A 15,350-nucleotide genomic window follows, 5' to 3' on the forward strand; every position below is an offset into this window, starting at 1 on the left:
GGCCCGATCCGACGGCCGAGTCGAACCCTCTGCGCGATTCGAAGGGTGGGGGTGGGCGACTATGCTCGATCCGGCAACGTCGAGAAAGGGCCAGCGATGCCCTCTCGTCTTCGGTGGATGCGGTTCCGCCCGCAGGAGGCCGCGCTCATCGCGATCACCGCGGTGTGGGGCGGCACGTTCCTGCTCGTGCACTGGGCGATGGAGCACTCGGGGCCCTGGTTCTTCGTCGGCATCCGGTTCCTGATCGCCGGGCTGATCAGCGTGGTGATCTTCCGCCGGGTGCTGCGCGGCATCCGCTGGCGCGATGTCGGCGCCGGCGTCGCGATCGGCATCATGATCTACCTCGGCTACGGACTGCAGACGCTCGGGCTGCAGACGATCGACAGCAGCACCTCGGCGTTCATCACGGCGATGTACGTGCCGCTGGTGCCGCTCGCGCAGTGGGCCGTGTTCCGCAAGCGCCCGCCGGCGATGGCCTTCGTGGGCGCGGGGTTGGCGTTCGTGGGGCTGCTGCTGATCGCCGGGCCCGACGCCTTCGCGCTCACCCTCGGCACGGGCGAGATCGTCACCATGATCAGTACTCTGCCCATCGCGGCCGAGATCATCCTGATCAGCCTGTTCGCCGGGAAGATCGACCTCGGCCGCATCACCGTCATCCAGCTGCTGACCGCCGGGGTGCTGGGGCTGCTCACGATGCCGGTGGTGGGTGAGAGCGTGCCGGAGTTCTCGTGGATCTGGGTCGGCTGCGCGGTGGGGCTGGGTGCGGCGAGCTGCCTGATCCAGCTGACCATGAACTGGGCCCAGAAGTCGGTCTCCCCCACGCGCGCGACCATCATCTACGCCGGAGAGCCGGTGTGGGCAGGGGTCATCGGCCGTATCGCCGGAGAACGCCTGCCCGCGACAGCGCTCATCGGCGGTGCGCTCGTCGTGCTCGGCATCCTGGCCAGCGAGCTGAAGCTCGTTCGTCGGCGGCGGCGGGCGGCGCAGGCGGGCACCGAAACGACCGCACCTTCCGACGGCCAATCGCAGTTCTGACGGCCGGATCTGGCGGATCCGGCCGTCAGAACTGTTTTTCACCGCACGAAGCGCGGGGCGAAGCGCGGGGCGAGGGTCGCGGACGCGCGGATGCCCGCGTCGTCAGAGCGTGAGCAGCACCTTGGTCGCGCGACGCTCGTCCATGGCGCGATAGCCCTCGGCGGCGTCCTCGAGCGGGAGGGTGAGGTCGAACACCTTGCCGGGGTCGATCTTCCGGTCCCAGATGAGCTGGATCAGCTCGGGGAGGAAGCGCCGCACCGGGGCGGGGCCGCCGTGCAGGTGCACGCCGGAGAAGAACAGCTCCTCGCCCGGCAGCGCCACGTCGTGCGAGACGCCGACGTAACCCACATGTCCGCCGGGGCGGGTCGAGCGGATGGCCTGCATCATCGACTCCTGCGTACCGACCGCCTCGATCACCGAGTGCGCGCCGAGCCCGTTCGTGAGCTCCTTGATGCGCGCCACCCCCTCGTCTCCGCGCTCTTCGACGATGTCGGTGGCGCCGAACTCGCGCGCGAGTGCCTGCCGGTCGGCGTGCCGGCTCATCGCGATGATCCGTTCGGCGCCGAGTTCGCGGGCAGCGAGGATGCCGAGCAGGCCCACCGCTCCGTCGCCGACGACGGCGACCGTCTTGCCGGGTCCCGCCTCCGCGGCGACCGCCGCGAACCAGCCCGTGCCGAGAACGTCGGATGCCGCGAGCAGCGAGGGGATCAGGTCGGCGTCGGGCTGCCCGGGCGTGACGACGAGCGTGCCGTCGGCGTGCGGGATCAGCGAGTACTCGGCCTGCGTGCCGTACTTTCCCATCGGGACGACGTGTACGCAGCGGGACTGGTAGCCCGCCTGGCAGATCTCACAGGTGTTGTCCGAGGCCATGAACGAACCGACCACGAAGTCGCCGACCTTCGGGGTCTGCACCTCGTCGCCGATCTCCTCGACGACGCCGACGTACTCATGACCCATCGGCGCGTGGTCGACGTTGTCGTCACCGCGGTACGGCCACAGGTCCGACCCGCAGATGCAGGTCGCGGCGAGCCGGATGACGGCATCCGTCGGCCGGGTGATCGTCGGCTTCTCGCGCTCCTCGACCCGGACGTCGCCGGGGGCGTACATGACTACTCCACGCATTCGTGCTGCTCCTTCTGTCGTGTGGATCCAGTCAACGCCCATTCCGTCCCGGGTGGGAGGCTCTGTCGGGGCACCCCTCGGATCGCGATCCCCGGGAATAGTTCGTCGAGCGGCGCGTTGCACCCGACATGATTGAAACTTCAACCGTCGCTCCGGTCGCCACGGAACGCACCCGCGTCCGCGTGCCGCTGCGCTTCGGCGACGGCTTCTCCACCACCGCAGATGTCGTCACCTTCGACGGCCTGGTCGACGGCCGCGAGCACCTGCTGCTCGGCCTCGGCGACTGGCGCGCGGCACTCGAACGCGCCGTCGACGGCGGGGGTGCACCGCTGGTCCGCCCGCACAGCGAGTGCCTGACCGGCGACGTCTTCGGCTCGGAGCGCTGCGACTGCGGGCCCCAGCTGCGCGAGGCCGTCGAGCGCATCGCCGACGAAGGCGGCTTCCTGCTGTACCTGCGCCAGGAGGGTCGCGGCATCGGTCTGTACGCCAAGCTCGACGCGTACGCGCTGCAGGATGCCGGACTCGACACCTATGAGGCGAACGTCGCCCTGGGTCACGGCGAGGACGAGCGCGACTACACCGTCGCCGCGCAGATGCTGAACGCGATCGGCGTCGACGGCATCCGTCTGCTGAGCAACAACCCCGACAAGGCCGTGCAGCTCGAGGCACTCGGTATCCGCGTGACCGAGCGCGTGCGCACCGAGGTGCACCTGTCGGAGGCCAACTCCCGCTACCTGCAGGCCAAGCGGGACCACACCGCGCACACACTCGACCTGTCGGCGGCGTGACACAGGAGTGACACTCGAGGAGGGCGCCATGACCGCGGAGCCGCAGCATCCGCGTCGACTCGACGACGGCGAGATGGCGACCTGGCTCCCCGTCATCCGGTTCGTCCAACTGCTCCCGCAGGTGCTCGACCGCACCCTGAAGGAAGAGGTCGGGCTGAACCACGCCCGCTACGCGATCCTCATCACCCTCGCCGGGCGGGGTGAAGGCACGGTCACGATGACGGAGCTCGCCCGCATCGCCGGACTCAGCCGCTCGCGATTGAGCCATGCCCTGGACTCGCTCGAGGAGCGCGGCTGGGTGGAACGCACATCCTGCAGCTCCGACAAGCGCACGCTCTCGGCCGCCCTGACCGCCGAGGGCCGCGAGATGCTGCGCACGGCCGCGCCGGTGCACGTCGAGCAGGTGCGCGAGCTCGTGCTCGACCCGCTCACGGACGAGGAGCGCGGGCAGCTCGGGGCGATCCTCGGCAAGCTCCTGCCCGGCGTGACCGCGGCACTGTAGCCGGCGGCCGCTTCAGCCCCGGAGCGACCGCATCCGGATCATGCTTCCGGGATCGCGCGACCGAAGGTCTCGAGGGTGACGTCCTCGGGCTCCGGGCCGCGACGCTCGCCCGTGTCGAGCTCGTCGATCGAAGACAGCTCCGCCGCCGTGAGCTCGAAGTCGAAGACGTCGAAGTTCTCGGCGATCCGTGCCGGACGCACCGACTTCGGCAGGGCCGAGCGGCCCTGCTGCAGGTGCCAGCGGAGCATCACCTGGGCGGGCGACTTGCCGTGCGCGACGGCGATCTCCTGGAGGGTCTCGTCGTCGAAGACGGAGGCTCCGTTGGGGCGGTACGCGGTGATCCCGCCGATCGGCGACCACGCCTGGGTGACCGTGCCGGCCGCGGCATCCGCCTCCTGCACGGCGCGCTGCGAGAAATAGGGATGCACCTCGATCTGGTTGATCGCCGGCACGATGCTCGTCTGCTCGGCAAGACGCGCAAGGTGGTCGACCATGAAGTTGCTGACCCCGATCGCGCGGACGCGGCCGTCGGCGAGCAGCGTCTCGAGCGCTTTGTAGGCCCCGACGGTCAGGTCGAACCGGGTCGGCAGCGCCTGGTGGAGGATCAGCAGGTCGAGCTGGTCGACTCCGAGCTTGCCGGTCGACTTCTCGAACGCGTGCAGCGTCTCGTCGTATCCGTAGTCGCTGATCCAGACCTTGGTCTCGATGAAGACCTCTTCGCGCGGGACACCGGAGCGACGGATCGCCTCCCCCACCTCGCGCTCGTTGCCGTACGCCGCGGCGGTGTCGATGAGCCGGTAGCCGGTCTCGAGCGCGGTGGCGACGGCATCCACCGTCTCCTCGGGAGCTGCCTGGAAGACGCCGAAGCCGAGAGCCGGCATGGTGACGCCGTTGTTGAGGGTGAGATTCATGGTCATGCCTCCAGTGTGCGCCGCCGTCGAGATCGGAGGGAGGGCCTGGCATACCCCCTCTCTGCCCGGTACCGCCAGTACCTCCCTCGTCCGACGTGGAAGGCGTAGCGTCGGAGCATGGACACCCGCAGCGAGGTGCGCGAATTCCTCTCGACGAGGCGCGCCCGCATCACCCCCGACCAGGCGGGCCTGCCCGTATTCGGCGGCAACCGCCGCGTTCCGGGACTGCGCCGCGAAGAGGTCTCGCTGCTCGCGGGCGTCAGCGTCGACTACTACACGCGCCTCGAACGCGGCGACCTGTCCGGGGCTTCCGACAGCGTGCTCGACGCCCTCGCCAGGGCGCTGCAGCTCGACGAAGCCGAGACGGCGCACCTGTTCGACCTCGCCCGCGCCGCGAACGCCTCACCGATCGTGCGGACTCCGCGGAAGAAGTCCGGTGAGCTGCGCGCCAGCATCCTCCGTCTGCTCGATGCGATGACCGAGGCCCCGGCGGTGGTGCGCAACAACTACTTCGACTACCTGGCCGCCAACGCGCTAGGCCGCGCTCTCTATGCCCCCGTGTTCGCGCAGCCGAAGCCGAACAGCGCACGCTTCGCCTTCCTCGACCCGGCCGCGCAGGACTTCTACCCCGAGTGGGATCGCAACACCCGGGAGCTGGTCGCGGCGATGCGGGGCGAGGCGGGACGCGACCCGTTCGACCGGAAGCTGACCGACCTCGTCGGCGAGCTCTCGACGAGGAGCGAGCGGTTCCGCACGCTGTGGGCCGCCCACGATGTGCGCTTCCATCGGACGGGCGTGAAACGCATCGCGCATCCGGTGGTCGGCGAGATCGAGTTGACCTACGAGGCGTTCGCGCTGCCGGCAGACCCCGGACTGCACCTTTCGACGTACACGGCCGAGCCGGGGACGGCATCGGCTGACAAGCTGCGGATGCTCGCCAGCTGGGCGGCGACCGAGGCGGCGGCATCCGAGGCGCCGGCACCCGACGCCGCTTCCGAACGCACCGCTTCCGAACGCACCGCCGGCCGCGCCGACGCCTGAGCGCACGGTTCTGCTCTGAGCAGAACCGCTCGAACCCGCCGGATGCCGCGGTTTATCGTGAGGCATGGCCGACCTGATCTCGTTCCCGCGCACCCCTCGCACCGATCGCCCGAAGTCGAACGGTCCCGAGCCGCTGTGGCGTCAACTGCTGGGCGACCAGCTGCGTCGCCGCCGACACGACCGCGACGAGACCCTCACCGAGACAGCGGAGAAGGCTGGTGTCTCGCCGCAGTACCTCTCCGAGGTCGAGCGAGGACTGAAGGAGCCGTCGAGCGAGATGATCGCAGCGATCGCCGGTGCACTCGATACGAGCCTGATCGACCTCACGAGCGCCGTGGCCGATGACCTGCGCGCGGCCGCGGAGCCGGCATCCGCTGCGCTGTCGGTCTCGGCGTCTGTGTCGCGCGGCTCCTTCGCACTCGCCGCCTGAGCCGCCCGACCCGCCCGACCCGCCCCTTTCGGTACCGCCTGACCCGCCCTTTCGGTGCCACCTGTCGGGAGAATTCACGGATGTCGGGAGTAACCACGGCGTGTCTCCCGACATCCGTGCATCCTCCCGACATCCGTCCGAGGGAAGCGTCCGACTCACACCGCCCGCGGGCCGAGCACCGTGTCGATCAGCCCGTAGTCCAGCGCCGCGGATGCCGTGAACACCCGGTCGCGGTCGGTGTCGGCGCGAAGCTCTGCGACCGTGCGACCGCTGTGCCTGGCGAGTATCTCCTCCATGTCGGAACGCACCCGCACCACCTCGTCGGCCGCGAGGATCAGGTCGGGGATCGCGCCGCGCGACTGCCCGGCCGGCTGATGCAGCACGATGCGGGCGTGGGCCAGGGCGGCACGCTGCCCTGATTCTCCGGCGGCGACGAGCAGCGCGGCCGGGCCGATCGCCTGCCCGACGCACGTCGTCGCGATGGCCGGACGGATGTGCTGCATCGTGTCATAGATCGCCAGCGCCGCCCCCGGATCGCCGCCCTCGCTGTTGATGTAGAACTGGATGCCGCTCTCCGGGCTGTCCGCGTCGAGGTGCAGCAGCTGCGCGATGAGGGCGTTCGCGACCCCCGCATCGATGCCCGTGCCGAGGTAGATGACGCGCTCGGCGAGCAGGTGGGAGTAGACGTCCATGATGCGCTCGCCCCGCGGATGCTGCGCAATGACGTTCGGGATCGAGTACGTGCTCATGCGTTCACCCCCAGCCCGACGCGCGCGCGTTGTCGCGGCATCACCTCGGCGATCGAGGCCACGATCCCATCGATGAACCCGTACTCCTGCGCCTGGGCCGCGGTGTACCAGCGGTCGTGCAGCGAGTCCTCGAAGATGCGGTCGAGGGGCTGCCCGGTGTCTGCCGAGATGAGACCCAGCACCGTGTCGCGCATGTGCCGCAGGTCGTCGGCCTGCGTCTCGATCTCGCCCGCGGAACCGCCGATGCCGGCCGAACCCTGATGCATGAGGATGCGCGCGTGCGGAAGCGCCCGCCGCTTGCCGGGGGTGCCGGCGGAGAGCAGGAACTGCCCCGCACTGCAGGCGAGTCCGAGGGCGAGGGTGGCGACGTCGTTGGGGATCAGCCGCATGATGTCGCGGATCGCGAGCATCGACGGCACCGAGCCGCCGGGCGAGTGGATCCAGAGGGCGATGTCGGCGACCGGGTCCTCGGCCGACAGTGCGAGCAGCTGCGTCATCAGCAGCGTGCCGTTGTCGTCGTCGAGCGCACCGTCGAGCACGAGCACCCGCTCGTGGAACAGCGCGCGCCGGGCCTCGGGGCCGAACTGCGGGATGGAGGGGTTGTTTTCGCTCATGCCCCCAGCATCCGTCGCCGCCGCACGCGATCGGCCGGATTCTGCCCTGAGCCGCTCTGCCCTGAGCGGATGCCGGCGGGACGGCATCCGCTCAGGCAGGGGTGGGGAGGGGTGGGTTCAGGCGGCGAGGGCGAGGGAGCGGCGATGGCTGACGCGATGACCGACCCAGAAGCCGATCGCGATCAGGCCGGCGAGCGCGATGCCGAGGATCCAGGGCAGCATCGACGGGGCGGCTCCGGCCGTGGCGGTCGCGAGCGTGCCCGATCCTTCCGCGATCAGGCCGTTGCCCTCGGCCAGGTCGGCGGCGCCGGCTTCGAGCTTGTCGCCGCCGGCCGCGAGGTCTCCCGAGCCCTGCGCCACGGCATCGGCTCCGGTCGCCAGCTTTCCGATGCCCTCGTCGAGGTCGCCGGCACCGGACTGGAGGGTGCCGACCCCCGTGGCGAGCGTGGTCGCGCCGTCGTTCAGCCGGGTCGCACCGGCGCTGAGGTTCGAGGTGCCGGCGTACAGCGAGGAGGCTCCGGAGGACAGCGTCTGCAATCCCGTGGCCAGCTTCGTCGCACCGGCCGAGAGCTGCGCGGTGCCGGACTTCAGGGTCTGCGCTCCTGCGGCGAGGGCGGGGGCCGCTGCGGGGTCGACGAGGGCGACGGTTCCGGGCCATCCCTTCGAAGGGTCGCCGTTCACGATCGCGCCCACTCCGGCCGTGACGCGCGTCGCACCGTCTGCGGCGCCGATGAGCCCCTGCGCGAGGGCGGGGGCCGCCGCCGTCGGTGCCGCCATGGCGTCCACCTGCTGATCCACGCCGGCTGCGAGGCGCGCGAGCGCCTGCAGCGTCGGGTTCTCGGGGTCGGCCGCGAGCAGTCCGGCGAGACCGTCGGCGAGCCGCTGGGAGTTGCCCGGTGCGGTGGCTGCGAGGCCTTGGAGGGCGGTCTTCGTGTCGGGGTGGGCGAGGGTCTGCACCGAGGGGGTCACGCCCGCCGTCAACGCGTCCCTCAGTTTGGTCGCACCGTCGAGCACGGCGTTCGTGTACCGATGAGCACCGTCGACCCCGGCCGCGAGCTTCGCTGCTCCCGTCGCGACGGTCTGCGCTCCGGCATCCGCCTTCACGAGCTTCGACGCGAGCTCCTGCGCTCCGGCGAGTGCGGTCTGGGCTCCCCCGCTGATCCTGCCCGCGCCGTCGACGGCCGAGGCGGCACCTGCGGCGAGACTTCCGGCGCCCTCCGCGAGTGTGGTCGCGCCGGCTGCCGCCTTCGTCGCACCGTCGCTCACCTTCTGCGATCCGTCCTTCGCGCTGGCAGCACCGGACGCGAGGTCGTCGCTGCCCTCGGCGAGTCGGTCGGCGCCGTCCGAGAGATCGGTGGCACCGGCGGCGAGTTCGGCCGAACCGCCCTTCGCCGAGGTCGTGCCGTCGGCCAGTTCGGAGGCGCCGGCGGCGATCTTGTTCGTCACCACGAAGAACAGGATCACCATCGCGGCCAGCAGCAGGCTGAGCACGATCACGGCGATGCGCATGCCGTTGCCGTGCGCGTGGGGTTTCGTACTCGTCATCGAGGACTCCCGGGGGTCAGTGGCGTCGTTGCCACGGGTGACTGTATGGGCGCGCCGGTACACGACCCGCGGATTTGCCGCTCGAAACCAAGTCTCAGCGACGCTGGCACTCAGTTTCTTGTGGTGAGTCCACAAACGGAGCCTGTGGCGGTCCGTCGTCGCCCCGAAAACGCCTCGTAACATCGCGGACTCACGCCCCGCCTACTCTCGTGCCCATGGCGAAGCAGAAGGCACCGGCCTGGCAGTGGTCGGAAGACGGACTCAACTTCCGCACCCGCAAGTGGGTGCGGCCCGAGGATCTCAACGCGAACGGCTCCCTCTTCGGTGGGAGCCTGCTGAAGTGGATCGACGAGGAGGCGGCGATCTACGCGATCGTGCAGCTGGGCAACTACCGCGCGGTCACCAAGCACATCTCGGAGATCAACTTCGAGGCATCGGCGGTGCAGGGCGACCTGATCGAGATCGGCCTGCAGGCCACGCACTTCGGCACGACGTCGCTGACGATGCGCGCGGTCGCCCGCAACATGATCACGCGCAAGCGCATCCTGACGATCGAGAAGATCGTGTTCGTCAGCCTCGATGAGGACGGAGTGCCGACCCCGCACGGCTACCGCGAGATCACCTACGACCGTGACCGGATGCCGACCGAGCACAGCGCGACAGGGACGATCCGACTCCCCTCGCTCTGACTGCCGCGACCGCGAACCGCCCGAACCACCCCGCTATGTGCGAACGGCCCCCCTGCGCGCGTCACTCATGGGGGTGGCTCGGACGGAGAGGGGTGGCTCGACGGACGAAGACGCCGCCGCGAACGCCTGGGCGAGATCGGCGATCAGGTCGTCGACGTCCTCGAGGCCGATCGACAGACGCAGCACATCGGCGGACGGGCGGGCTTCGGGCGGCACCGGGCGGTGGGTGAGCGCGGCCGGATGCTGGATCAGCGAGTCCACTCCGCCGAGCGAGACGGCGTGCGTGAACAGGCTCGTCGCGGTCGTGACGGCGGATGCTGCGGCAAAGCCGCCCCGCATCCGCATCGCGATCATCGCGCCCGTGCCGCGCATCTGCCGTTCCAGGATGCCCCGCGGGTCACCGTCGAGCCCCGGATAGAAGACCTCGGCGACCTCGGGACGGTCGATCAGCCACTGCACCACCCGCCGCGCGCTCTCCTGCTGGTGCCGCACCCGCACCGGCAGGGTCGTGAGACCGCGGTGCAGCAGGTACGCCCCGAGCGGATGCAGGAGCCCCCCGGTCACCGCCCGCACGCGGCGCAGCGCCTCCGCGGTCTCTTCGCTGCAGGCGACGACTCCGGCGATCACATCGCCGTGGCCGCCGAGGTATTTGGTCGCGCTGTGCAGTGACATCGCGGCGCCCAGGTCGATCGGGTTCTGCAGGATCGGGGTCGCGAACGTGTTGTCGACCACGACCGGCACCGAACCCGCCTGACGCACCACCTCAGCGATGTCGGCGATGTCGAGCGTGGGGTTCGCGGGGGTCTCGACGACCACGAGCCCGGTGTCGGGCCGCATGGACGCGGCCACCTCATCGGGGTGGCAGTACGTCGTCTCGACGCCGAGCAGTCCGGACCCGAGCAGGTGGTCGGTGCCGCCGTAGAGCGGACGCACCGCGACGACGTGGCGTGCGCCCGTCGCCCCCGTGTGCGCGAGGATCACCGCCGTCATCGCGGCCATCCCCGAGGCGAAGGCCACCGCGGCCTCCGCGTGCTCGAGCTCGGCGAGCGCCTCTTCGAAGCGGGCGACCGTCGGGTTCCACAGCCGCGCGTAGACCATGCTGCCGTCGGCGGGCGGGCGGCCACCCGTGGCCATCGCCTCGTAGGAGTCGCCGCCGCGCTCGATGTCGGGCAGCGGGTTCGTGGTCGACAGGTCGATCGGCAGCGCGTGGACCCCGAGACCCTCGAGATCGGAGCGCCCGCTGTGGACGGCGACGGTGTCGGGATGCAGCGGTGCAGTCATGTCTCCACGTTGCCGGAATCACGACATCGGCGCAGGAAGTCGACAGAACACGCAATCGATTCGGCATTCAACGCTATTCTGTGCAGCATCCGGCGTCCGAAAGGGGAGCACATTGGCGAAAGCACAACTCGACGAGACGGATCTCGAGCTGCTGGCGATCCTCACTCGGGATGCCGAGACGACCAACAAGGCTCTGGCGCATCGCCTCGGCCTCGCCGAGTCGACGTGCGCGCACCGTGTGCGGGCGCTGCGCGAGCGGGGCGTGATCCGCGACACCCGCATCCGCATCGACGGGGCGGCTCTCGGCTTCCCCCTGCAGGCGATCATCAAGGTGCGCCTCGCCAACCACACCGGCGCCAAGGTGACGGCGCTGTTCGACGCGCTCGCCGATATCCCGCGGGTGCTGCAGGTCTTCCACGTCGCCGGCGTCGACGACTTCCTGGTGCACGTGGCCGTGCAGGATGCGACGGCACTGCGTGACATCGTGCTCGAGCACATCACGGTGCACCCGGTCGTGCGGGGCACCGAGACCCAGCTCGTGTTCGAGCTGCGCGACGGCCCCGGCGTGCTCCCCCGCTGACCCCGGACCTGCCTCGCCTTCGTTCCGGTCGCACCCTTCCCTCCGTGCCACCGCCTGCGTTCCGGTCGCACTTTCTGTCGCCCTGCCACCGCCTGCGTTCCGGTCGCACTTTCTGTCGCCCCGCGCGCGCGAAGGCGGCAGGAACTGCGACCGGAACGGGCGAAGCTCAACACGAGGCGGCAGAGACTGCGACCGGAACCAGCGAAGCGCGACCGGAACGGGCGAAGCGCGACGGACTGTGCGCGAAGATGGAACGCACGCCAGCAAGGGAGCACCATGAGCCGCAGCGCCACCGCCGCCACGCACACCATCCGCGAGATGCGCGACTTCCTCTTCGCGAACGCCACCGACTACACCGCGGCCCGCGCCGGTTTCGCCTGGCCTGAGGCCCCGGAGTTCAACTTCGCGCTCGAGTGGTTCGACGTCATCGCCGGCGAGAACCCCGATCGTCCTGCGGTGCAGATCGTCGAGGCCGACCTGAGCCTGCGCACCTGGACGTACGGCGAGCTCTCGACGCGCTCCGACCAGGTCGCGGCCTGGCTCACCACCCTCGGCATCCGCCGCGGCGACCACGTGATCGTGATGCTCAACAACACGATCGAGCTGTGGGAGGTGATGCTGGCGATCACCAAGATCGGCGCCGTATCGATCCCGACCTCGACGCTGCTCTCCGCCTCCGATCTCGCCTACCGCGTCGAACACGGTCGCGCCAGCGCGGTGGTGACCCTCGGCCCGCTCGCCGACCGTCTCGCGGACATCGCCCCCGGCATCCTCCGCATCGGCGTGGGCGACGGCATCCCGACGGGGTGGGCACGCTTCGCCGACTCGGCCACCGCGCCGACCACCTTCGAGCCCGACGGACCGACCCCCGCGACCGACACCGCGCTGCTGTACTTCACCTCGGGCACCACGAACCGGCCGAAGCTGGTGCAGCACACGCACGTCTCGTACCCGATCGGGCACCTGTCGACCATGTGGTGGCTCGGGGTGCGGCCCGACGACGTGCACCTCAACATCTCATCCCCCGGCTGGGCGAAGCACGCCTGGTCGAGCTTCTACTCGCCGTTCCTGGCGGAGGCGACCGTGTTCGTCTACAACTACGACCGGTTCGACGCGAACACCCTGATGCAGGTGATGGACACGCATCACGTCTCGACCTTCTGCGCGCCGCCGACCGTGTGGCGGATGCTGATCCAGGCCGACCTCGCCCGTCTCACCCACCCGCCGCGCGAACTGGTCGGCGCGGGCGAGCCGCTGAACCCCGAGGTCATCGACCGGGTGCGCGATGCCTGGGGCGGCACGATCCGCGACGGCTTCGGGCAGACCGAGATAACGGCCTGCATCGGCAACTCCCCCGGTCAGACGGTCAAGGTCGGCTCGATGGGACGCCCGCTGCCCGGCTACCCCGTCGTGCTGCTCGATCCGGTCACCGGAGTGGTCGTCGAGAGCGAGGGGGAGATCGCCCTCGACCTGTCGCAGCCGCCGCTCGGACTCATGGCCGGCTACTACGACGACCCCGAGAAGACCGCGGAATCCCGCGCGGGTGGCTTCCATCACACCGGCGACATCGCGGTGCGCGACGACGACGGCTACCTGACGTACATCGGTCGCTCGGACGACGTGTTCAAGGCCTCCGACTACAAGATCTCGCCGTTCGAACTCGAGTCGGTGCTGCTCGAGCACGACCTGGTGATCGAGGCGGCCGTGATCCCGAGCCCCGACCCGACGCGTCTGGCCGTACCGAAGGCGTACGTGTGCCTGACCCCGGATGCCGCCGCGAGCGCGGAGGATGCCGCCCGCGCGATCTTCGCCTACGCGCACGACCGCCTGTCGTCGCACCTGTGGGTGCGGATCATCGAGTTCGTGCCGGAGCTGCCGAAGACGATCTCCGGCAAGATCCGCCGCGTCGAGCTGCGCGCACGAGAGGCGGCGCGGGTCGAATCCGGTGATGAGACCGGACAGCACCGCGACCGCGACTATCGCTGAGCGCTCAGGGCACGACCGGTATCGACGCCGTCGCGGCGGACTTCGTCGCGAGCGACGACTTCGACACCACGGCCGGCTTGGCCGTGGAGGCCACACGCGGCAGCGTGCCGACGGCAAGATCGTCGGTCCGCCCGACTCCGGCCGCGTTCACGATGGCCCGCACGACCCCACCGATCACGAGCATCCCCACGAGTGAGGCGCACGCCAGTATCAGCGGCAGCCACTGCTGTGCGAACGACGCGGTGACACTCATCAGCGCGCCCACGATCCACACGCCGACCGCGCCCCCCACGAGCCCTCCGGACCCGCGGATCACGGCCACCGCGGCGACGATCGCGCAGGCACCGGCGATCGCCGCGCCCACGTACCCGATCGGCACCATCACCTCGGCCAAATCGTTGGCCACTCTCATTGTCGTCATGACGACCCCCCGGTCCAGCGGAAACTCCGCTACCTCGACACTAGAAGTGTGTCGTGGAAAGGCCATCCGTCTCAAGTCCCATCCGCATCATCCTGCAGACGGAGATCTCGCGGCGTGGAATCGGGGGCGGCGAGGGGTCAGCGGCGGCTCGGCCACCGCAGGCGACGGGCGCGGAGCACGCGCACCGGCTGGGTGACGACGGCATCCACGACCATCGAGCCGTCGGTCGGGCCGACGATCGCGATCGCCGAGGTCTCGGTGGCCTCGGCGGGTGCGACCGGAAGCCGGCCGAGCTCGCGGTGCGCACGCACATAGGCCGGGACCAGCAACACGATCGCGCCGATCCAGGCGAGCGGGTTGCTCAGCGCGACGCCGTCGAACCCGATCCACGCGCCCAGCACGATGGCCGCGCCCACGCGCATCACCAGCTCGATCACGCCGGTCACGGTCGGCACGAGCGTGTGCCCGAGCCCCTGCAGCGCGCCGCGCAGCACGAACAGCATCCCGAGCGCCCAGTAGCCGCAGCCGTTGATGATGAGCATCCGGTGGGCCATGTCGACCACCTCGTCCGAACCGGCGCCGATGAACAGTCGCACCATGGGTGCGCCGAACGCGATCAGCAGGCCGCCGAGCACCACACCGGCGCCCACCGCCATCCAGGTGGCCTCGACGACCCCGCGACGGATGCGATCGGGCCGGCGGCCGCCGTGGTTCTGCGCGGCGTACATCGAGACCGCGAGGCCCAGCGATGACAGCAGCGCGACGGCGAGGCTGTCGACCCGGGAACCGGTCGTGTAGGCGGCGACCGCGTCCGCCCCGAGGGTGTTCAGCGCGACCTGCACCGTGAGCGTGCCGATCGCGATGATCGACGCCTGGAAGCCCATGGGCAGGCCGAGGCGCAGGTGCTCGGAGATGTCGTCCCCGGTGATCCGCCAGTCGGCCCGACGCAGGTGCAGCATCGGCAGGCGGCGGCGCACGAACTCGAGACACAGGGCGACCGACACGGCCTGGGCGACGACCGTCGCGAGCGCGGCTCCGCCCACTCCCCACTCGAGCGGGCCGACCATCAGCACGACGAGCCCGACGTTCAGCGCGCACGAGACGGTGAGGAACACCAGGGGGGTCTTGGAGTCGCCGATCGCGCGGATGATCGCGGACAGGTAGTTGAAGAACATCGTCGCGCTGGCACCGAGGAAGCTGATCTGCGTGAAGATCGTGGCCTCGGCCATCAGCTCCGGCGGTGTCTGCAGCAGGGTGAGGATCGGGCCGGCGAGGAGAGGAGCCGCCACCGTCAGGATCACGCTCGTGATGGCGCTGAGGAGCACTCCCGTGGCCACCGAGCGGCGCACGGCCGCGTCGTCCCGCGCTCCGAAGGCCTGGGCGATGGGGATCGCGAACCCACTCGTCAGCCCCCAGGCGAAACCGAGCAGCAGGAACAGCAGGCTGCCGGTCGCACCCACCGCCGCGAGGGAGGTGACGCCGAGGTGCCGTCCGACGACGATCGCGTCGGCGAACTGGTACAGCTGCTGCACCACGTTGCCGAGGAGCAGCGGGATGGAGAAGGCGAGGATGACGCGCCACGGGCGGCCCGTGGTGAGGGAGGTGGCCATGAAGAAGCGGCTCGCAGAACTGAGGGGATGGATCGGGGCCGAACCA

Annotated in this window: 16 protein-coding genes; 8 read left to right on the top strand and 8 right to left on the bottom strand. The window is 70.2% G+C overall.

The features are described from left to right. Positions 1–96: 96 nt before the first annotated feature. Positions 97–1,035, top strand: coding sequence for a DMT family transporter (locus ACWGO6_RS07770; RefSeq protein ID WP_168429541.1), 939 nt, complete (start codon positions 97–99; stop codon positions 1,033–1,035). A 102-nt stretch (positions 1,036–1,137) separates the two neighbouring features. On the opposite strand, the gene ACWGO6_RS07775 is transcribed toward ACWGO6_RS07770, so the two are convergent. Then, positions 1,138–2,157 (bottom strand): zinc-dependent alcohol dehydrogenase family protein, encoded by a 1,020-nt coding sequence (locus ACWGO6_RS07775; protein WP_452326370.1) that lies wholly within the window; start codon positions 2,155–2,157, stop codon positions 1,138–1,140. Between the two features lie 128 nt (positions 2,158–2,285). Here ACWGO6_RS07775 and ACWGO6_RS07780 point away from each other — a divergent pair, with 128 nt between their 5' ends. Next, positions 2,286–2,945, top strand: a complete 660-nt coding sequence (locus tag ACWGO6_RS07780) for a GTP cyclohydrolase II (protein WP_452326371.1) — start codon at positions 2,286–2,288, stop codon at positions 2,943–2,945. Between the two features lie 28 nt (positions 2,946–2,973). Beyond that, positions 2,974–3,447, top strand: a complete 474-nt coding sequence (locus tag ACWGO6_RS07785) for a MarR family winged helix-turn-helix transcriptional regulator (protein ID WP_136041897.1) — start codon at positions 2,974–2,976, stop codon at positions 3,445–3,447. Positions 3,448–3,485: 38 nt separating this feature from the next. On the opposite strand, the gene ACWGO6_RS07790 is transcribed toward ACWGO6_RS07785, so the two are convergent. Further along, positions 3,486–4,358 carry an aldo/keto reductase gene (locus ACWGO6_RS07790; protein ID WP_452326529.1) on the bottom strand — a complete coding sequence of 291 codons (873 nt, stop codon included), beginning with the start codon at positions 4,356–4,358 and terminating at the stop codon, positions 3,486–3,488. 117 nt (positions 4,359–4,475) lie between these two features. Between ACWGO6_RS07790 and ACWGO6_RS07795 the strand changes: the two genes are divergently transcribed. Then, the gene (locus ACWGO6_RS07795; protein WP_452326372.1) at positions 4,476–5,399 is read left to right on the top strand and encodes a helix-turn-helix transcriptional regulator; all 924 of its coding nucleotides are present in this window, start codon (positions 4,476–4,478) and stop codon (positions 5,397–5,399) included. A 64-nt stretch (positions 5,400–5,463) separates the two neighbouring features. After that, positions 5,464–5,829, top strand: coding sequence for a helix-turn-helix domain-containing protein (locus ACWGO6_RS07800; protein WP_452326373.1), 366 nt, complete (start codon positions 5,464–5,466; stop codon positions 5,827–5,829). 155 nt (positions 5,830–5,984) lie between these two features. On the opposite strand, the gene ACWGO6_RS07805 is transcribed toward ACWGO6_RS07800, so the two are convergent. The 3 genes from ACWGO6_RS07805 to ACWGO6_RS07815 all read right to left on the bottom strand — a co-directional run bounded on the left by ACWGO6_RS07805 (position 5,985) and on the right by ACWGO6_RS07815 (position 8,737). Next, the gene (locus ACWGO6_RS07805; RefSeq protein WP_452326374.1) at positions 5,985–6,578 is read right to left on the bottom strand and encodes a ClpP family protease; all 594 of its coding nucleotides are present in this window, start codon (positions 6,576–6,578) and stop codon (positions 5,985–5,987) included. Next, positions 6,575–7,192, bottom strand: coding sequence for a ClpP family protease (locus tag ACWGO6_RS07810; RefSeq protein WP_452326375.1), 618 nt, complete (start codon positions 7,190–7,192; stop codon positions 6,575–6,577). Before ACWGO6_RS07810 ends, ACWGO6_RS07805 begins: the two co-directional genes overlap by 4 nt. A gap of 117 nt (positions 7,193–7,309) precedes the next feature. Next, complete coding sequence (locus ACWGO6_RS07815; RefSeq protein ID WP_452326376.1) at positions 7,310–8,737, bottom strand: hypothetical protein; 1,428 nt, start codon at positions 8,735–8,737, stop codon at positions 7,310–7,312. A 215-nt stretch (positions 8,738–8,952) separates the two neighbouring features. On the opposite strand from ACWGO6_RS07815, the gene ACWGO6_RS07820 reads away from it, so the two are divergent. Then, a complete protein-coding gene (locus ACWGO6_RS07820) occupies positions 8,953–9,426 on the top strand; it encodes an acyl-CoA thioesterase (RefSeq protein WP_452326377.1) in 474 nt (157 codons plus the stop codon). Between the two features lie 33 nt (positions 9,427–9,459). Here ACWGO6_RS07820 and ACWGO6_RS07825 read toward each other — a convergent pair whose 3' ends face one another. Further along, the gene (locus tag ACWGO6_RS07825) at positions 9,460–10,707 is read right to left on the bottom strand and encodes a trans-sulfuration enzyme family protein (protein ID WP_452326378.1); all 1,248 of its coding nucleotides are present in this window, start codon (positions 10,705–10,707) and stop codon (positions 9,460–9,462) included. A gap of 112 nt (positions 10,708–10,819) precedes the next feature. Between ACWGO6_RS07825 and ACWGO6_RS07830 the strand changes: the two genes are divergently transcribed. Both ACWGO6_RS07830 and ACWGO6_RS07835 read left to right on the top strand, forming a co-directional pair. Next, entirely contained in the window at positions 10,820–11,287 is a 468-nt protein-coding gene (locus ACWGO6_RS07830; protein WP_452326379.1) for an Lrp/AsnC family transcriptional regulator, read from the top strand. A 276-nt stretch (positions 11,288–11,563) separates the two neighbouring features. Further along, a complete protein-coding gene (locus ACWGO6_RS07835; protein WP_452326380.1) occupies positions 11,564–13,273 on the top strand; it encodes an AMP-binding protein in 1,710 nt (569 codons plus the stop codon). Between the two features lie 4 nt (positions 13,274–13,277). On the opposite strand, the gene ACWGO6_RS07840 is transcribed toward ACWGO6_RS07835, so the two are convergent. Together ACWGO6_RS07840 and ACWGO6_RS07845 are read right to left on the bottom strand one after the other, a co-directional pair. Continuing rightward, complete coding sequence (locus ACWGO6_RS07840; protein WP_136041887.1) at positions 13,278–13,694, bottom strand: hypothetical protein; 417 nt, start codon at positions 13,692–13,694, stop codon at positions 13,278–13,280. Between the two features lie 137 nt (positions 13,695–13,831). Continuing rightward, positions 13,832–15,304, bottom strand: a complete 1,473-nt coding sequence (locus ACWGO6_RS07845) for an MATE family efflux transporter (RefSeq protein ID WP_136041886.1) — start codon at positions 15,302–15,304, stop codon at positions 13,832–13,834. Between the last annotated feature and the right edge of the window lie 46 nt (positions 15,305–15,350).

The sequence above is a fragment of the Microbacterium sp. NPDC055665 genome (assembly GCF_053618035.1).

Bases quoted from the DNA above. Each gene is read 5' to 3' on its own strand.
- ACWGO6_RS07770 (WP_168429541.1), top strand. From the start codon at position 97: ATGCCCTCTCGTCTTCGGTGGATGCGGTTCCGCCCGCAGGAGGCCGCG.
- ACWGO6_RS07775 (WP_452326370.1), bottom strand. From the start codon at position 2,157: ATGCGTGGAGTAGTCATGTACGCCCCCGGCGACGTCCGGGTCGAGGAG.
- ACWGO6_RS07780 (WP_452326371.1), top strand. From the start codon at position 2,286: ATGATTGAAACTTCAACCGTCGCTCCGGTCGCCACGGAACGCACCCGC.
- ACWGO6_RS07785 (WP_136041897.1), top strand. From the start codon at position 2,974: ATGACCGCGGAGCCGCAGCATCCGCGTCGACTCGACGACGGCGAGATG.
- ACWGO6_RS07790 (WP_452326529.1), bottom strand. From the start codon at position 4,358: ATGAATCTCACCCTCAACAACGGCGTCACCATGCCGGCTCTCGGCTTC.
- ACWGO6_RS07795 (WP_452326372.1), top strand. From the start codon at position 4,476: ATGGACACCCGCAGCGAGGTGCGCGAATTCCTCTCGACGAGGCGCGCC.
- ACWGO6_RS07800 (WP_452326373.1), top strand. From the start codon at position 5,464: ATGGCCGACCTGATCTCGTTCCCGCGCACCCCTCGCACCGATCGCCCG.
- ACWGO6_RS07805 (WP_452326374.1), bottom strand. From the start codon at position 6,578: ATGAGCACGTACTCGATCCCGAACGTCATTGCGCAGCATCCGCGGGGC.
- ACWGO6_RS07810 (WP_452326375.1), bottom strand. From the start codon at position 7,192: ATGAGCGAAAACAACCCCTCCATCCCGCAGTTCGGCCCCGAGGCCCGG.
- ACWGO6_RS07815 (WP_452326376.1), bottom strand. From the start codon at position 8,737: ATGACGAGTACGAAACCCCACGCGCACGGCAACGGCATGCGCATCGCC.
- ACWGO6_RS07820 (WP_452326377.1), top strand. From the start codon at position 8,953: ATGGCGAAGCAGAAGGCACCGGCCTGGCAGTGGTCGGAAGACGGACTC.
- ACWGO6_RS07825 (WP_452326378.1), bottom strand. From the start codon at position 10,707: ATGACTGCACCGCTGCATCCCGACACCGTCGCCGTCCACAGCGGGCGC.
- ACWGO6_RS07835 (WP_452326380.1), top strand. From the start codon at position 11,564: ATGAGCCGCAGCGCCACCGCCGCCACGCACACCATCCGCGAGATGCGC.
- ACWGO6_RS07840 (WP_136041887.1), bottom strand. From the start codon at position 13,694: ATGACGACAATGAGAGTGGCCAACGATTTGGCCGAGGTGATGGTGCCG.
- ACWGO6_RS07845 (WP_136041886.1), bottom strand. From the start codon at position 15,304: ATGGCCACCTCCCTCACCACGGGCCGCCCGTGGCGCGTCATCCTCGCC.